Raw genomic sequence first — 14,647 nt, forward strand, 5'->3', positions numbered from 1 at the left:
GAAGTTGACGCGGGGCGAGCGGGAAGAGGCGGCGGGCATGGGTATGGGTATGGACTTCATCGAGCTCGACGGTGTCGAGAAGGTCTTCGACGTCCGCCGCAGGACGGGGTTCCTGCGCAGCGAACGGCGTGAGGTGCGGGCCGTCGACGGGATCAGTTTCCGGGTGGGGCGGGGTGAGATGGTCGGTTACATCGGCCCGAACGGGGCCGGGAAGTCGACGACGATCAAGATGCTGACCGGCATCCTCACTCCGAGCGCCGGGTCGCTGCGGGTGGCGGGCGTCGATCCCTCGCCGGAGCGTACGAGGCTGGCGCAGCGGATCGGTGTGGTGTTCGGGCAGCGTACGACGCTGTGGTGGGACCTGCCGCTGCGCGACTCGTACCGGCTGGTCCACCGGATGTACCGGATTCCCGATGACCGGTTCCGCGCCAACATGGACCGCTGTATCGAACTCCTGGACTTGGCCGAGCTGTTGGATGTGCCGGTGCGTCAGTTGTCGTTGGGGCAGCGGATGCGCGGTGACATCGCGGCGGCGCTGCTCCATGATCCGGAGGTGTTGTACCTGGATGAGCCGACGATCGGTCTCGATGTGGTGTCGAAGGCCAGGGTTCGTGGATTCCTGCGGGACTTGAACGCGGAGCGCGGTACGACGGTGCTGCTCACGACCCACGATCTGACCGACATCGAGCAGCTGTGCAAGCGGGTGATGGTGATCGATCACGGTCGTCTGATGTACGACGGTGCGCTCGCCGGGCTGCATGAGGTGGGGGAGAGCGAGCGGACGCTCGTGGTGGATCTGGAGCGTGAACTGCCGCCGATCCGGCTGGAGTCGGAGCCTTCGGTGCGCACGGTGAAGGTGGAGGGGGTGCGGCAGTGGCTGGCGTTTCCGGCGTCCGCGTCGGCGGCGCCGCTGGTGGCGCGGATCGCCGCGGAGTATCCGTTGATGGACCTCTCGGTGCGGGAACCGGACATCGAGGCCGTGATCGCGAAGATGTACGCGTCGGCCGGGCCTGTGGCGCGGTGACGGGAGCGGACGGGTTCAATAGGCTGCACGGTATGACAAGCGAACTTCCGGATATGCGCGCCTCCGACGCCGAACGTGAACGGATCGCCGAGGTTCTGCGCGAGGCGGTGGCCGAGGGCCGGCTGCGGATGGAGGAGTTCGAGCAACGGCTCGACGCCGCCTACAAGGCCCGTACGCACGGTGAGCTCGAACCGCTCGTCCGCGATCTGCCTTCCCCCGGTGGTGCGGCGTTGGCGCCGGTGGCCGCGGGGCAGCCGCGTACGGGTTCGATGGCGCGCTGGTCGGACCGGATCGGCAGGCCCGCGACGTCGAAGGGCGCCTTCGCGTTCTGGGGCGGGTTCTCCCGCCGGGGGCACTGGACGGTCGGCCGGGTGTTCACCGCGTTCGCGATGTGGGGCGGAGGCGAGATCGATCTGCGCGAGGCGAGCTTCGAGGACCGCGAGGTGGTCATCCGCTGCTTCACGATCATGGGCGGCATGCAGGTGACGGTCCCGCCGGAGCTGAACGTCGAAGTTCGAGGCATCGGCATCATGGGTGGTTTCGGGGAGCACGCGAAGGACGACGGGATCCCGGCGCCGGATGCTCCCCGGGTGCGTGTCACCGGCTTCGCGCTGATGGGCGGCGTCGGGGTGGAGCACAAGCGGAGCAAGGCGGAGAAGCAGCGGTTGCGGGACGCCGAGCAGCAGCGCCTGCGTGACGCGGAGCGTCCGCGGCTGGAGAAGGGCGACAGCGAGCGTTAGGGCAGGCCCGGGCCCCGTCTCAGCGTCCCGTATCCCTCACAGCGCGTTCGACGACGGCCGGGGGCGCAGCAGGTCGGGCACGTCGGCCAGGGAGCCCAGGCGCCGGTAGCCGGTGTCGTTGAGGTGGAGGTGGTCGCCGGAGTCGTAGCCGGGCAGCAGCCGGTCCGGGTGCGACGGGTCGCGTGCCGCACGGTCGAAGTCGAGGACCTGGTCGAAGACCCCGCCGGCCCTGATCGTCTTGTTGACCCGGGCGCGTACGGCGTTCTGCGCGGGAGTCCAGTTGCGGTGGCCCTCGTACGGCATCAGGGTCGCGCCGATGACCCGCAGCCCGCGGGTGTGGGCGCGCTCGGTCAGGGAGCGCAGGGCGTCCGTGATCCGTGCGGGGTCCGTCTGTTGGGGGAAGGCCTGGATGTCGTTGATGCCGAGGGCGATGACGACGGTCTTCGCCCCGGTGACGGCCAGGACGTCGCGTTCGAAGCGGTCCAGCGCGCGGGGGCCGGAGCCGTCGCGCAGGAGGCGGTTGCCGGCGATGCCCTGGTTGACCACCGCGTACCGGCCGGCCAGCCGGTCGGCGAGGACGTCGGGCCAGCGGCTGTTGGCGTCGGTGGTGGAGCCGGCTCCGGCGGTGAGCGAGTCGCCGAACGCCACGAGTGTCCCGGCGGCGCTCTCGCCCCGCACGTCGACGGCGGTGAGGTAGCGCCAGTCCGTGGTGCGCCTGGTCCCCTGCGGGTCCTCGGTGGAGGACGTCTGGTGGCTGTTGGGGTGGAGGGTGACCGGCCCCCGGGCGGTGGGGGCGCGCAGGGTGACGACGAGGTCGGCGTCGGCGGTGACCGGGACGACGACGGGGTCGCTGACGATCTGCCCGCCGGCGGCCACGGTCACCGAGGGGGCGCTGCGGAACGTCACCGGGAGGGTGTTCACGGTGACGTGGTCGATGAGCAGGGGATGCGTACCGAAGAGGTTGGACAGGGTGACGCGGGCCGCGTCGCCGCCGATGCTGGTGTGCACGACGTTACGGATGGTGCGCAGGCGGGGGTCCGTGCCCTGCTCCGGGTCGGTCTCCCCGCGGACGGGGGCGGCGGCCCAGGTGGCGAGCCAGAGGCCGGTGGAGTGCGCGGGTGCGGCGGGGGTCCGGGTCACACCTTGCGGGCCGGGGGCGGCGACCGTCTTCACCCGGGGCGGCCCGGAGAACAGCAGGGAGCCGGCGAACGCCACGACGGCGGCGAGCGCGGCGGTGCCCACCACGAGGGCTATGAGCAGGGCGTACCCCTGGCGCCTGGGCATGGACGGTGTGTCTCCTCATTCGTTCGTGGGCCGGATCCATGATGCGGCAGGGCTGGGGGAACTCGACGTGCGGCCCGGGAGTAGGTCAGGTAGGCACAATGCGTACGGGACGCCGGGGGCGACGGGTACGCGGACGGGTGGAGCGGATGGAACGGATCGAAGGCACGGCCGAGGATGCGGCGGCCGGCGCGGCGGACACCGGCGCGGGCGGCCCCGGGGAGGGGCCGGGGCGGCGGACGGGCACCCGCCCGTCGGCCTCCCTCGCCTCGTTCGCGTACACCGCGGCCGATGAGGAGAAGCGTCGTGGCGTACGCCGTATGAAGACCACGGCCACCGGCCTCCTTCTGCTGGTCGCGCTGGTGTACGTCCTCGCCACCTGGGCGAAGAACGAGGGGGTGGGCGGCTGGCCGGGCTTCGTCGCGGCAGCTGCCGAGGCGGGCATGGTGGGTGCGCTGGCCGACTGGTTCGCCGTCACTGCTCTCTTCAAGCGTCCACTCGGTCTGCCGATTCCGCACACCGCCATCATTCCCACCAAGAAGGACCAGCTGGGGGCCTCCCTCGGTTCCTTCGTCGGCGAGAACTTTCTGTCGGGCGGGGTCGTGCGCGACCGGATCCACTCCCTGGCCATCGGTGGCCGGCTGGGGGCCTGGCTCGCGGAGCCGGAGCACGCGGACCGGGTCACGGCCGAGCTGTCGACCGCGCTGCGGGGTGCGCTGACCGTGCTCCGCGACTCGGATGTGCAGGCGGTGGTCGGTGAGGCGATCACCCGGCGGGCGAACGCGGCGGAGGTCGGCCCCGGCCTCGGCAAGATGCTGGAGAAGGTCGTCGCGGACGGCGGCCACCGCAAGGTGGTGGACCTGGTCTGTGTCCGGGCGCACGACTGGCTGGTGCAGCACGGCGACTCGGTGATGGACGCGGTGCAGGGCGGTGCGCCGGGCTGGACCCCGCGGTTCGTCGACAAGCGGGTGGGTGAGCGGGTCTACAAGGAGCTGCTGCGGTTCCTCACCGAGATGCGCGACATGCCGGGCCATCCGGCACGAGGCTCGATCGACACGTTCCTGACGGACTTCGCGGCCGATCTCCAGACGGATTCGGAGACACGGGCCCGGGTGGAGCGGCTGAAGTCGGAGATCCTGGGGCGCGGCGAGGTCCAGGACGTCATCGCCTCCGCCTGGTCGTCCGTCCGGCAGATGGTGATCGCGGCCGCGGAGGACGAGCGGAGCGAGCTGCGGCTGCGGGCCCGTGCCTCGCTGATGGCGCTGGGGGCCAGGCTGGCGACGGACGGGCGGCTCCAGGCGAAGCTGGAGGGCTGGCTGGAGGACGCGGCGGTGTACGTCGTGACGACGTACCGGGCGGAGATCACGTCGCTGATCAGTGACACGGTGGCCGGCTGGGACGCGGACCAGACGTCGAAGAAGATCGAGGCCCACATCGGCCGTGACCTGCAGTTCATCCGGATCAACGGCACGGTGGTGGGTGCGTTGGCGGGGCTGGTGATCTATTCGGTGTCGCGCGCGTTCGGGGCCTGAGGCCGAGGGCCGCCCCCGTCGCGGACGCTGCCTCCGCCGTTCCCGCTGCCCACGCTGTTCCCGAGGGGCCGGGTGCGTATCCGCCCTGTCGATTCGTTCGGATACGCACCCGGGTTACGCGGGGGAGTGCCCATCAGTACGCGGACCGCGCCGCCCGCGTTCATCCCGCGCCGGAAAAGATTCCGCACCGGAAAGGATTCCGCTCAGGAAGAGGTTCCGCGCCGGAAGAGGTTCCGCTCAGGCGGCGCGACGCGTGACGGCCCACGACGCGGCGGCCACGGTGCCTGCCACGGTGAACACCGCCGGCCAGGCGCCGACCTTCTTCGCCAGCGGGTGCGACCCGGCGAACGCGGCCACGTAGGCGGTGGTCAGGGCGACTGCGGCGCGCGGGCCCGCCTGCCGGTTCCACTCGTACGCGGCGACGCCTCCCGCGGCGGCGAGGGCGACCCCGCCCAGCGGCCGCTTCCTGGTCCACCGGGCGACGGCGTAGCCGCCGACCAGTCCGCCCGCCGCTACCGCCGCTGCCGGAACCTTCGCCATCGCAGCCACCTCAGCCTTCTCGTAGGTATCGCCGTACGCGCGGCGCATCGCCCGTACCGGCTCTCGGCTCCGAGGCTAACGCGGTCTTCCGGCGTCCCGTCGCCGAGGGGGTGCACAAGCGTTTACCCTGGGGGTGAACGCTTGTGCACCCCTTTGTTTTCCGGCCACCGAGCAGCGTACGGAGACACATGCCCGCGGACATACCGGTCCCACCCGCCCTCGCGCCCCCCGGCGTCCGGGCCCCGCACCCCCGCTTCGCCGTCGGCGTGCTGGCCTTCTGCGGGGTCGTCGTCGCGGTCATGCAGACGATCGTCGTGCCGCTGCTCCCGCACATCCCCGAACTGACCGGCGCCACCCCGGCCGCCGCGAGCTGGCTGGTCACGGTCACGCTCCTCACCGGCGCGGTCTTCACCCCGGTCCTCGGCCGGGTCGGTGACATGTACGGCAAACGCCGGGTGCTGGTCGCCTCGCTCGCGGTCCTGGTCGTGGGCTCGGTGCTGTGCGCGATCAGCTCCCACATCGGGGTACTGATCACCGGCCGCGCCCTGCAGGGGGCCGCGATCGCCGTCGTACCGCTGGGCATCAGCATCCTGCGTGACGAACTGCCGCCCGAGCGGGTACTGTCCGCCGTCGCCCTGATGAGCTCGACCCTCGGGATCGGTGCGGCCATCGGCCTGCCCGTCGCCGCCCTCGTCGTGGAGAACTTCGACTGGCACACCATGTTCTGGGTCTCCGGCGTGATCGGCCTCGTCGACATCGCGCTGGTGCTGCGCTGCGTACCGGAATCCCCGCTGCGCAGTCGCGGCCGCTTCGACGCGGTCGGCGCGCTGGGCCTGTCCGCCGCCCTCGTCTGCCTGCTGCTCGCGGTCACCCAGGGCGCCGACTGGGGCTGGGGCTCGGTCCGGACGGTCGGCCTGCTCGCGACCGCTGTGGTCGTGGCACTGCTCTGGGGCGCGTACGAGCTCCGCGCGCCGACCCCCATGGTCGACCTGCGGGTCTCGGCGCGTCCGGCCGTCCTGTTCACCAACATCGCCGCCCTGCTGATCGGCTTCGCGTTCTACGCGAACTCCCTGGTCACCGCGCAGATGGTGCAGGAGCCGAAGGCCACGGGTTACGGGCTCGGCGCCTCGCTCGTCGTCAGCGGACTGTGCCTGCTGCCGGGCGGGGTCGCGATGGTGGCGCTGTCGCCCGTCTCGGCCCGGATATCCGCCAAGCACGGCCCGAAGGTCAGCCTGGCGCTGGCCGCCGGGATCATCGCGGTCGGCTACGGGGTGCGGTACTTCACCAGTCACAGCCTGTGGCTGATCATCGCGGGCGCCACGGTCGTCGCCTCGGGCACGGCCATCGCGTACTCGGCGCTGCCCGCCCTCGTGATGCGTGGCGTCCCGGCCAGTGAGACCGGCGCGGCGAACGGTCTGAACACGCTCATGCGGTCGATCGGGCAGGCCTTCTGCAGCGCGACGGTCGCCGCCGTCCTCGCCAACATCACCTTCCGGGCGGGCGGCAGAACGGCTCCGACGCTCCACGCGTACCAGTTGGTCTTCGTGATCGCGGCGGCCGCGGCACTCGCGGCACTGGCCGTCACGCTGTGCCTGCCGGGCAGGGGGCCGGGCGGGGCGGGTACGGTCGAGGCGAGCCGCAAGGCACCGGACACCCGCGAGGGCGGTGTGCGGACGGCAGAACTCCAGGAGGGCGCATGACCGGCGGCCGGGCCACGGCGACGGCCCCCGTTCCCGCGGAGGCGGGCAGCGGCCGGGACGCGATCCTGCTCGCCGCGCGACGTGCGTTCACCCAGCGCCCGTACGCCGAGGTGACGATCCGCAAGATCGCCGCGGACGCGGGTGTGAGCCCCTCCCTCGTGGTCAAGCACTTCGGCCGCAAGGAGGAGCTCTTCAACACCGTGGCCGATTTCGGCCCGGCGGCCGCGGAACTCTTCGACGCCCCGCTGGACGTCCTGGGCCGCCACATGGTGGTCACGTTGGTGACGTATCGCCGCACGTTCAAGTCGGACCCGCTGCTGCGCGTCGTCTTCTCCCTCGGCAACCAGGACGAACGCTCCCTGCTCCGCGCCCGCTTCCACGAACAGGTCACCGACGCCCTGACCGCCCGGCTCCCCGGTCACGACCGTGCCCTGCGCGCCGAACTCCTGGCCGGTCACCTCCTGGGCCTCGGCGCGACGCTCAGCCTCCACCGCGAGGGCGCCGGCGCGCTCGCCACCCCGGAACGCATCGCCGACCTCTACGCGCCCGCGCTCCAGAAGCTGATCACGGGCTGATCGACGGCTGCCCCGGCGCGGTATGGTCTGGGCCATCCGACGAGGGGGGCCTCACATGTCGTTCCGCATTCGTAACCGTGTCCGCACGTCCACCGCCGCACTGGCGGTGACGGCCGCTCTGGTGACGGCCCTGGCCGGCTGCACCGGGGCGAGCACGTCCCAGGGGCCCGGGGGCGATGTCCCGGACGTGGCCCCGTCGGTGAACGCGTCGGCGGCGGCCGTCGCGGCCGACAAGGCCGAGGAGTCGGAAGCGGCCGAGTCGGCCGCCGACGCGAACGCGGAGCGGGGAGCGAGGATGAACCGGCCGGAGGAAGTGCGCGACGCCTTCGCCGGCCTGCAGGCCACGCTCGACGACACCTGCACCCCCGGCGCGGGCGACTGCGGCTACTTCCTGGGCCGGGTGAACGAGGAACTGACCGGCCTGGACAAGTCGATGAAGGCGCAGAGCGGCGGCCCGGACCACTTCAAGGAACCCCTGCGCTGGCTGAGCATCCTGCACGCGAAGGTGGCCGACGACAGCTCGACGGCCAACCTGGAGAAGCACTTCGACGACCTGGTCGGCACGCGCGACCGCATCAACACCTGGATGCAGGGCCACCCGGAGGACTACCGCTGAGGCCCGTCGCGCAGCTCCAGCCGCATTCCGCCCGGTCGACGACATCCCCTAGAGTCGTGAACATGATCGATTCGGAGACCGAGGACCGTCTGGCTGCCCTGGAACAGTCCCAGGAGCGTATGACCGCGGAGATCGCGCGCCTGGAGGCGCTGGTCCACAGCCGGAGAAACCCGGGCATCGGCTTCGTCGTCCGGGTGGCGGCCGGCCTGGTCGTCCTCTGGCTCGCTCTGCAACTCGTGCCCGCCGTCGTGCTGTTCCTCGGCTCCGCGGTCTACGACTACGGAGGCCGGGCCGGGGTCTGGTCGGTGGCGCTGGTCGTCGTCCTGGCGCTCGTGGCGGCGGTCACGCTCCGCGCGAGATCCCGCCGCCCCCGCTAGGGCGTGTTTACGCCAGGTCCAGCTCCGCGACCACCTGGTCGCCGCTCAGCTCGCCGGTCGGGCGGAAGCCGAGCTTGCGGTAGAACTCCGCGGGTCCGTGCGCGCCGGGCACGTACGTGACGGTCGTCCGTGCGCACCCGCGCCGCCGGAGCTCGTCGTTGACGGCCCCGACGGCGAACCGCCCGTATCCGCGCCCCTGTTCCGCGGCGGCGATGTTCAGCCGCCAGAGTCCGGAGCGGAGCGGGTCACCGGCCTCCGCGGGGTTGAACCGCACGTCGAGGAAGGCCATGACGAAGCCCACGAGTGTCCCGCCGTCGGCGATCAGCCGCGGCCACGCCCTCTCGGGGGTCGTGTAGGCCTGGGCCAGCGACCAGGCGACGGGCTTCACGAGCTCGTTCTGGTCGGGCCGGACGGTGAGGGCGCAGGCTGCTTCGACGTTGTCGGAAGTGACCGGCAGGAGCCGGAGCGATGAGGACATCCCCGCAAGGTACCTCTCCGGCGTGGCGTAGGGGCGGGGAGGCGCGGTGAGGGGCGGCAGCCGGGTCTTCACCCCAACTGCCGCCCCGCGTCCGCCCGGTCAGCCGGTGGCGTTGCGCCAGACGGTCAGGTCGATCGTCATGTATTCACTGGGCGAGTCCTCCGGGGAGTGGCCCTGGTACGTCAGGAGCGCCAGGTGCCCCGTGCCCGTCGTGATGCAGACCTGCCGCCCCTTGGAGAGCTTGTCCACGTAGATGCTGCTCATGAAGCGGGTCTCCGAGCGGCAGGTGGCCAGTGACCCCTCCTGCCCCGGGTCGAGCAGGGCGAGGCGCCCGCCCTCTGCCTCGGCGTCGAGGTATCCGCCGGTGTCGTAGGACAGTTCGTACCCGTTGTCCTCGCCGTCCTGGGGGCGGACGTCCTCCTCCCCCAACGTCAGGTGGTAACCGGCGGTGAGGTTGATGCCGGGGTAGTCGGCGGGCTCCGGATCGGCCTTGGCTGAGGGCTTCGGATCGGTCGAGGTGCCCGCGCTCGCCTCGTCCGCACCCGGTGACGAACTGCCCGTCTTCGGCGTGCTGTTGTCCTTGGGCGACTCGCTGCTCCGCGACGTCTTCCCGTCGTCCTTGAGTAGGAAGTACGCCGTCCCGCCGCCCGCGATGCCGAGGACGAGCGCGGCGGCGATGACGATGCCGGCGACCCTGCCGCCGCGGCCCTTCGCGGGCTGCGGCGCCGGGCCCGGCCCCTGCGGCGGAAGGTGCCCGGGGTACGTCTGGGCCTGTGCCGGGTACGCGGTGGGGAACTGCGTCGGGGCGTGGGTCTGCGGCTGAGGGGCCGGCTGGTACTGCTGGGCGGGCTGCGTCGGATGCGCGGCCTGCCCCTGCCCCTGAACCGGATCCGGGGTCGGCGGAACCTGCGGTGACTGGCCGGGCGGCGGCGTGACCGGCGGACCGTACCCCGGGGGCGGCGTGCTCGGGGCCGACGGTGTCGTCGGCGAATAGCCGACCGACGGGGCGACGGTGGGGGCGGCGGCCGGGGGCGGCGGCGTCTGGACCGGGGCCGGGGCGGCCGCCCGGACGGTGATGTCGGCGGCGACCGGACTCGGCAGCCAGTCCTCGGGGCGCCGCAGCACCGTCTCCGCGTTCGCGGTCTGGCACAGCGCGATGACCTCGGCGACCGAGGGCCTGGCCTCCGCGTCCTTGGCCAGGCAACGGCTGACGAGCTCCATCAGCCGCTCCGGGACACCGGTGAGGTCCGGCTCCTCGTGGACGATCCGGTAGAGCACCCCGTGCGAGGTCCCCTCACCGAAGGCCGGTGACCCCGTGGCCGCGTACGCCGCGACCTGACCGAGCGCGAAGATGTCGGTGGCCGCGGTGACCCGGCGCCCCGCGGCCTGCTCCGGGGCCATGAACGACGGGGTGCCGATGGTGACGCCGCTGCCGGTGAGCGAGGTCGCGTCGGCCGCGTACGCGATACCGAAGTCGATGACGCGCGGCCCGTCCGCCGCCAGCAGTACGTTCGACGGCTTGAGGTCCCGGTGCACGATGCCCGCCCCGTGGATGACGTGCAGCGCCTCCGCCATACCGGCGATCAGCAGCAGCACGGCCTCGACCGGCAGCGCCCCGTGCGCGATGACCGCGTCGGCGAGCGAGGGCCCCGGCACGTACGCGGTGGCGAGCCACGGCTGCGCACCGTCGGTGTCGGCGTCGATGACGGGCGCGGTGAACAGCCCCTGCACACGCTGCGCGGACTTCACCTCCTGCGCGAACCGCCGCCGGAATTCGGGATCCTCGCCGAACTCGGGCCGGATCACCTTGATGGCGACGGGCCGTCCGCCGGGCGTGTACGACAGGTACACCTTGCCCATGCCGCCGGCGCCGAGCTTGGCGGCGAGCCGGTACCCGGCGATGGTGGCGGGGTCGTCACCCGCCAGTGGCTGGAAGACCTGGGACGCGCTGCCCCGCTGTGGCTGCTGACCGCTCATGAACTCGTGACTCCCCCGGAGAACGCTGTTGTCGACACGGCACCCTATCCAAATCCGGGCTCCCTGCCGCCGTTCGCGCGCGCTCCCGGTGATGAACGCCGGTCCGCGTCGTCAGACGGAGGTGGGGAACGCGAACCGCACGCCCGTGGCCTCCTCCGACAACTCCCACAGCCGCCTCCCCGTCGCGGCGTCCGCCGCCCCGGCTGACAACTCCACCCGCGTCGGTGCGCCGCGCAGTTCCCCCATGCCGCCCGGACCGATGAACGCGCCGCCCTCCGTGCCCGGGTCGGTCGCCGCGTACAGCTGTGGCAGGGCGCCCTGGTCCGGGGTCTGGGACAGCGGGGAGAGGACGCGGCCGAACAGCAGCCTGACCAGGGCCACGGGCCCGTCGGACTGCAGGTTGGTCGCGGCGTAGCCGGGGTGGGCGAGCACGCTGCGCACCGGGCTGCCGGACGCGGTCAGCCGGCGGTGGAGCTCGTGGCCGAAGACGGCGTTGGCGAGCTTGGACTGGTTGTAGAAGCCCATCGGCGCGTACCGGTGTTCGCCCGTGATGTCGTCGAAGAAGAGCCGGGCCTTGCGGTGGTTGGCCGAACTCACCGTGACGACCCGGGGATCGGCCCCCGCCGTCAGGAGGTCCAACAGCCGTCCGGTGAGGGCGAAGTGGCCGAGATGGTTGGTCGCGAACTGCGATTCGTGCCCCTGCGGGCTCAGGGAACGGGGCGGTGCCATCACACCGGCGTTGTTGACGAGCACGTCCAGCCGGGGGTGGTCGGAGTGCAGCCGGTCGGCGAAGTCCCGTACGGAGTCGAGGTCGGCCAGATCGAGGTGGCGCGCCTCAAGACGCGCGTCCGGCTGCCCGGCGGTGATCTCCGCGACCGCGCGACGGCCCTTGTACTCGTCGCGTACGGCGAGGATCACGTGCCCGCCCCGGCGGGCGAGCGCCCGGGTGGTGGCCAGCCCGAGGCCGCTGTTGGCTCCGGTCACGACGAACACGCGCCCGGTCTGGTCCGGGATCTGCTCGGAGGTCCAGCCCTGCTGCTGTGTCATACGGCACAGGCTGCCCCTGATGACATCAAGCGTCAATATGGCACTCGATGCCACAGAGGGCATGGAGTACCGTGCAGGAGTGAGCAGTCGCCCCGAAGTGACCATGGCCCAGCGCAAGCGCCAGCTCGTGTCCGACGAACTGACCGAATCGGCACTGCAGTTGCTGGCGCTCAAGGGTTTCGACGCCGTCACGATCGACGAGATCGTGACGGCCGCAGGCGTGTCCAAGCGGACCTTCTTCCGCTACTTCGCGTCCAAAGAGGACGTGGTCGTCCAGTTCCTGGCCGACATGGGCACCGGCATCCGCGCCGAACTGGCCGCGCGCCCCGCCGGGGAGCCGCCGTCCGTCGCACTGCTCCATGCCGTATGGGTCCCCCTCGGCGAGTGCGCCGACCACGGGGACCGGGCGCTGCGCGTCGTACAGCTGATCCTGCGGACCCCTGCCCTGCTCGGGCGCTTCCTGGAGCGGCAGGCGCAGTGGCGGGACGACCTGGCGCTGGAGGTGGCGCGGCGTCCGGGGGTCGACGCCGACCCCGACACCGATTTTTATCCGCGGATGGCGGCGGGTATGGCGCTCAACGCGTTCGACGCCGTACTGCACCGATGGAGTGCCGGTGACGGTGCCGAGTCCCCGGCCGACCTGCTCGACCGCGCTTTCGCGGTGATCGCCCCGGCGCTGGACGCCGCCACGATCGCGCGGCGCGGGCCCGCCTGACCGTCTCCGGCCCGGACGCGTCCGTCCCGGGTCTCGGCCTCCCGCGTGCCGGGGCCCGGGAATCGGAGAATGGCTTGTTCTTGTCGATGCGGTGGGTCGAGGTCTTCGGATCAGCGAGGTCTCGGAGGTCTCGAAGGTTTTCGAGGAGCCGCGGGGCTGAAAGTCATCGGTTTGCATCACCGTCACTCCGTCACCATTCCTTGACCCGATGTTTACGCGACGCTTACGGTCGCGGTTTGCGACCGGAGGCCTGACCAGCCTCCTCGGCCGCCATCGAATCGATCGCGCGGGTGACCGCCCGCCGGCACGGGGGAATGGCTTTGCAACTGCCACCGAACAGGCCCGGTACGCCTGACACACCGGGTACGCCGACCACGCCAGACGCGGCGAACGCACCGGACACGCCCATCACGGCAAGCGCGCCGCACGCGCCACACACACCGCACACACCGCACACACCGCACACACCGCACGCGCCACACACACCGCACACACCGCACGCGCCACACACACCGCACGCACCGCACGCGCCACACACACCGCACTCCCGCGACGATCACGAGACGGGTCATGGCTGCAACGTGCCGCCATGGGTGCGGAATGCGGATCTTTCGCTCCTGACCGCACGGGAACACGAAGTCCTCGTCGCGTTGGGCGACTGCCTGTCCAACAACGCCATAGCGGGCCGTTGGTGCGTGGCCGAAAGAACCGTCAAGAAGCATGTCACCAGCGTTTTCATCAAGCTGGCGATCTCCTCACGGGCGGAAGCGGCCGTGATAGCGACCTACCGGAAATGTGCGGCACGGTGCCACTGAGGTGCCCTTAGGGACACTAGCGTCCTCCGTTTTGTGCATGACACCTTTCGCCAGGTCGATATCAATCACAGGGGAGAACAACCGTGTCTGCATCAACTCTGGTCCGGGAATCCGTCACCTCCGTCGAGCCGGTGGAGGCGAAGGCCGTCAGCGCCTACACGTCCGCGTCGATCAGCGCGTACGTGGCGGCGACCACGGCGCCCGAGCGCGCCCTCGCGTCCATCAAGTCGAAGGTCGACAAGGGCCTCGTCCGGTACGACGCCTGGTTCCTGATCTTCACCGCTGTCGTGCTCGGTCTGGGCGCCAGCATCTTCGCCGGCCTGGTCGTCTGGTGTGTGGTGAAGCAGCACAAGAAGTTCAGCGGCTCCTGGTCCTTCAAGAACTTCGGTCTGAAGGTCAGCGCCGAGTGCAAGTAGTCGCCTGACGCAAGGTGCCCAGGAAGCTCCGGCTTCCTGGGCACCGCCCTGGTTCCACGGACTCGGTAAAGGATCAACGCGATAGTGTCTCTCCTGAATGTCAACGACGTCAGCTATTCCTATGACGGCATTGTCAACGTCCTGTTGGACGTGTCCTTCACGGTCGAGGAAGGCACGATCGTCGGTCTCGTCGGGCCGAACGGATCCGGCAAGTCCACGCTGATCAGAAACATCTTCGATCTGGTGCGCCTGCAGACCGGGACCATTCTCGTCGGCGGCCACGAACACGCCCGGTCCGAGGCGAAGCGGCTGGGCATGTATCTGTCCAGCAACGACTACCTTCCCGAGTTCCTCACCGCCCGCGAATACGTCTCGATGATGGGCAAACTGTTCGACGTCGAGGTCGACCACGACGAAGCCATCGCCCTGTTCCGCAAGTTCTCCATGGGGGGCCGCTACGACGACCTCATCGAGGACTACTCGCACGGCATGCGCAAGAAGACGCAGTTGGTCTCCTCGCTCGTCATCCGGCCGCCGCTGACCGTCATCGACGAGACCCTCAACGGCATCGACCTCGAAGCGCTGCACCTCGCGGAGGAGGAATTCCGGCGGGTCCGCGACGAGGGCCGCTCGATCCTGCTGTGCACGCACGACTTCGCCGTGCTGGAGCGCCTGGCGGACCGGACGCTCTTCCTCGACCTGGGCTTCCTGGTCTGCGACGAGCCGACGAAGGACCTGGTGGAAGAGCACGGGTCCGTGGCCGCCATGGTGTTCGACTATCTCGAAACGGCGGAACGGTGAAGGGGATGGCGGG

General features: G+C 70.9%; 16 protein-coding genes. 11 read left to right on the plus strand and 5 right to left on the minus strand.

Translation table 11 applies throughout. The features are described from left to right. Positions 1-43 precede the first annotated feature (43 nt). Both ACIBJG_RS20520 and ACIBJG_RS20525 read left to right on the plus strand, forming a co-directional pair. Entirely contained in the window at positions 44-1,024 is a 981-nt protein-coding gene (locus ACIBJG_RS20520) for an ATP-binding cassette domain-containing protein (RefSeq protein ID WP_399309366.1), read from the plus strand. Between the two features lie 53 nt (positions 1,025-1,077). Further along, positions 1,078-1,764, plus strand: a complete 687-nt coding sequence (locus tag ACIBJG_RS20525; RefSeq protein WP_399309368.1) for a DUF1707 domain-containing protein — start codon at positions 1,078-1,080, stop codon at positions 1,762-1,764. 36 nt (positions 1,765-1,800) lie between these two features. Here the strand turns inward: ACIBJG_RS20525 and ACIBJG_RS20530 are convergent, their stop codons facing one another. Continuing rightward, the gene (locus ACIBJG_RS20530; RefSeq protein ID WP_399309095.1) at positions 1,801-3,048 is read right to left on the minus strand and encodes an SGNH/GDSL hydrolase family protein; all 1,248 of its coding nucleotides are present in this window, start codon (positions 3,046-3,048) and stop codon (positions 1,801-1,803) included. Between the two features lie 440 nt (positions 3,049-3,488). Here ACIBJG_RS20530 and ACIBJG_RS20535 point away from each other — a divergent pair, with 440 nt between their 5' ends. Continuing rightward, a complete protein-coding gene (locus ACIBJG_RS20535; protein ID WP_399309370.1) occupies positions 3,489-4,577 on the plus strand; it encodes a DUF445 domain-containing protein in 1,089 nt (362 codons plus the stop codon). Between the two features lie 237 nt (positions 4,578-4,814). Here the strand turns inward: ACIBJG_RS20535 and ACIBJG_RS20540 are convergent, their stop codons facing one another. Continuing rightward, positions 4,815-5,117 (minus strand): hypothetical protein, encoded by a 303-nt coding sequence (locus ACIBJG_RS20540; RefSeq protein ID WP_018517962.1) that lies wholly within the window; start codon positions 5,115-5,117, stop codon positions 4,815-4,817. Between the two features lie 188 nt (positions 5,118-5,305). Here ACIBJG_RS20540 and ACIBJG_RS20545 point away from each other — a divergent pair, with 188 nt between their 5' ends. From ACIBJG_RS20545 to ACIBJG_RS20560, 4 genes are all read left to right on the plus strand, one after another. Next, a complete protein-coding gene (locus ACIBJG_RS20545) occupies positions 5,306-6,817 on the plus strand; it encodes an MFS transporter (RefSeq protein ID WP_399309097.1) in 1,512 nt (503 codons plus the stop codon). After that, entirely contained in the window at positions 6,814-7,392 is a 579-nt protein-coding gene (locus tag ACIBJG_RS20550) for a TetR family transcriptional regulator (protein ID WP_399309099.1), read from the plus strand. The genes ACIBJG_RS20545 and ACIBJG_RS20550 overlap by 4 nt, the downstream gene beginning before the upstream one ends. A gap of 55 nt (positions 7,393-7,447) precedes the next feature. Further along, positions 7,448-8,008, plus strand: coding sequence for a hypothetical protein (locus tag ACIBJG_RS20555; RefSeq protein ID WP_399309101.1), 561 nt, complete (start codon positions 7,448-7,450; stop codon positions 8,006-8,008). Positions 8,009-8,070: 62 nt separating this feature from the next. Next, positions 8,071-8,385, plus strand: a complete 315-nt coding sequence (locus tag ACIBJG_RS20560; RefSeq protein ID WP_399309103.1) for a hypothetical protein — start codon at positions 8,071-8,073, stop codon at positions 8,383-8,385. A gap of 7 nt (positions 8,386-8,392) precedes the next feature. On the opposite strand, the gene ACIBJG_RS20565 is transcribed toward ACIBJG_RS20560, so the two are convergent. The 3 genes from ACIBJG_RS20565 to ACIBJG_RS20575 form a co-directional block, all read right to left on the minus strand. Then, positions 8,393-8,863: a GNAT family N-acetyltransferase gene (locus tag ACIBJG_RS20565; RefSeq protein WP_399309105.1), complete on the minus strand. Its 471-nt coding sequence runs from the start codon at positions 8,861-8,863 to the stop codon at positions 8,393-8,395. A gap of 99 nt (positions 8,864-8,962) precedes the next feature. Continuing rightward, the gene (locus tag ACIBJG_RS20570; RefSeq protein ID WP_399309106.1) at positions 8,963-10,840 is read right to left on the minus strand and encodes a serine/threonine-protein kinase; all 1,878 of its coding nucleotides are present in this window, start codon (positions 10,838-10,840) and stop codon (positions 8,963-8,965) included. A 111-nt stretch (positions 10,841-10,951) separates the two neighbouring features. Next, positions 10,952-11,887 carry an oxidoreductase gene (locus tag ACIBJG_RS20575; protein ID WP_399309108.1) on the minus strand — a complete coding sequence of 312 codons (936 nt, stop codon included), beginning with the start codon at positions 11,885-11,887 and terminating at the stop codon, positions 10,952-10,954. Positions 11,888-11,948: 61 nt separating this feature from the next. Here ACIBJG_RS20575 and ACIBJG_RS20580 point away from each other — a divergent pair, with 61 nt between their 5' ends. The 4 genes from ACIBJG_RS20580 (at position 11,949) to ACIBJG_RS20595 (ending at position 14,634) form a co-directional block, all read left to right on the plus strand. Then, a complete protein-coding gene (locus tag ACIBJG_RS20580) occupies positions 11,949-12,602 on the plus strand; it encodes a TetR family transcriptional regulator (RefSeq protein WP_399309372.1) in 654 nt (217 codons plus the stop codon). Positions 12,603-12,916: 314 nt separating this feature from the next. Then, the gene (locus tag ACIBJG_RS20585) at positions 12,917-13,417 is read left to right on the plus strand and encodes a helix-turn-helix transcriptional regulator (protein WP_399309110.1); all 501 of its coding nucleotides are present in this window, start codon (positions 12,917-12,919) and stop codon (positions 13,415-13,417) included. A gap of 83 nt (positions 13,418-13,500) precedes the next feature. Beyond that, positions 13,501-13,833, plus strand: coding sequence for a hypothetical protein (locus tag ACIBJG_RS20590; protein WP_399309112.1), 333 nt, complete (start codon positions 13,501-13,503; stop codon positions 13,831-13,833). 84 nt (positions 13,834-13,917) lie between these two features. Beyond that, positions 13,918-14,634, plus strand: a complete 717-nt coding sequence (locus tag ACIBJG_RS20595) for an ATP-binding cassette domain-containing protein (RefSeq protein ID WP_399309114.1) — start codon at positions 13,918-13,920, stop codon at positions 14,632-14,634. Positions 14,635-14,647 lie beyond the last annotated feature (13 nt).

Source organism: Streptomyces sp. NPDC050422, from assembly GCF_044458665.1.
GTDB lineage: Bacteria > Actinomycetota > Actinomycetes > Streptomycetales > Streptomycetaceae > Streptomyces.

Excerpts from the sequence above, each read along its gene's own strand:
- ACIBJG_RS20555 (WP_399309101.1), top strand. The coding sequence starts at position 7,448 with ATGTCGTTCCGCATTCGTAACCGTGTCCGCACGTCCACCGCCGCACTG.
- ACIBJG_RS20580 (WP_399309372.1), top strand. The coding sequence starts at position 11,949 with ATGGAGTACCGTGCAGGAGTGAGCAGTCGCCCCGAAGTGACCATGGCC.
- ACIBJG_RS20560 (WP_399309103.1), top strand. The coding sequence starts at position 8,071 with ATGATCGATTCGGAGACCGAGGACCGTCTGGCTGCCCTGGAACAGTCC.
- ACIBJG_RS20570 (WP_399309106.1), bottom strand. The coding sequence starts at position 10,840 with ATGAGCGGTCAGCAGCCACAGCGGGGCAGCGCGTCCCAGGTCTTCCAG.
- ACIBJG_RS20550 (WP_399309099.1), top strand. The coding sequence starts at position 6,814 with ATGACCGGCGGCCGGGCCACGGCGACGGCCCCCGTTCCCGCGGAGGCG.
- ACIBJG_RS20520 (WP_399309366.1), top strand. The coding sequence starts at position 44 with ATGGGTATGGACTTCATCGAGCTCGACGGTGTCGAGAAGGTCTTCGAC.
- ACIBJG_RS20540 (WP_018517962.1), bottom strand. The coding sequence starts at position 5,117 with ATGGCGAAGGTTCCGGCAGCGGCGGTAGCGGCGGGCGGACTGGTCGGC.
- ACIBJG_RS20535 (WP_399309370.1), top strand. The coding sequence starts at position 3,489 with ATGGTGGGTGCGCTGGCCGACTGGTTCGCCGTCACTGCTCTCTTCAAG.
- ACIBJG_RS20575 (WP_399309108.1), bottom strand. The coding sequence starts at position 11,887 with ATGACACAGCAGCAGGGCTGGACCTCCGAGCAGATCCCGGACCAGACC.
- ACIBJG_RS20525 (WP_399309368.1), top strand. The coding sequence starts at position 1,078 with ATGCGCGCCTCCGACGCCGAACGTGAACGGATCGCCGAGGTTCTGCGC.
- ACIBJG_RS20545 (WP_399309097.1), top strand. The coding sequence starts at position 5,306 with ATGCCCGCGGACATACCGGTCCCACCCGCCCTCGCGCCCCCCGGCGTC.
- ACIBJG_RS20585 (WP_399309110.1), top strand. The coding sequence starts at position 12,917 with ATGGCTTTGCAACTGCCACCGAACAGGCCCGGTACGCCTGACACACCG.
- ACIBJG_RS20530 (WP_399309095.1), bottom strand. The coding sequence starts at position 3,048 with ATGCCCAGGCGCCAGGGGTACGCCCTGCTCATAGCCCTCGTGGTGGGC.
- ACIBJG_RS20565 (WP_399309105.1), bottom strand. The coding sequence starts at position 8,863 with ATGTCCTCATCGCTCCGGCTCCTGCCGGTCACTTCCGACAACGTCGAA.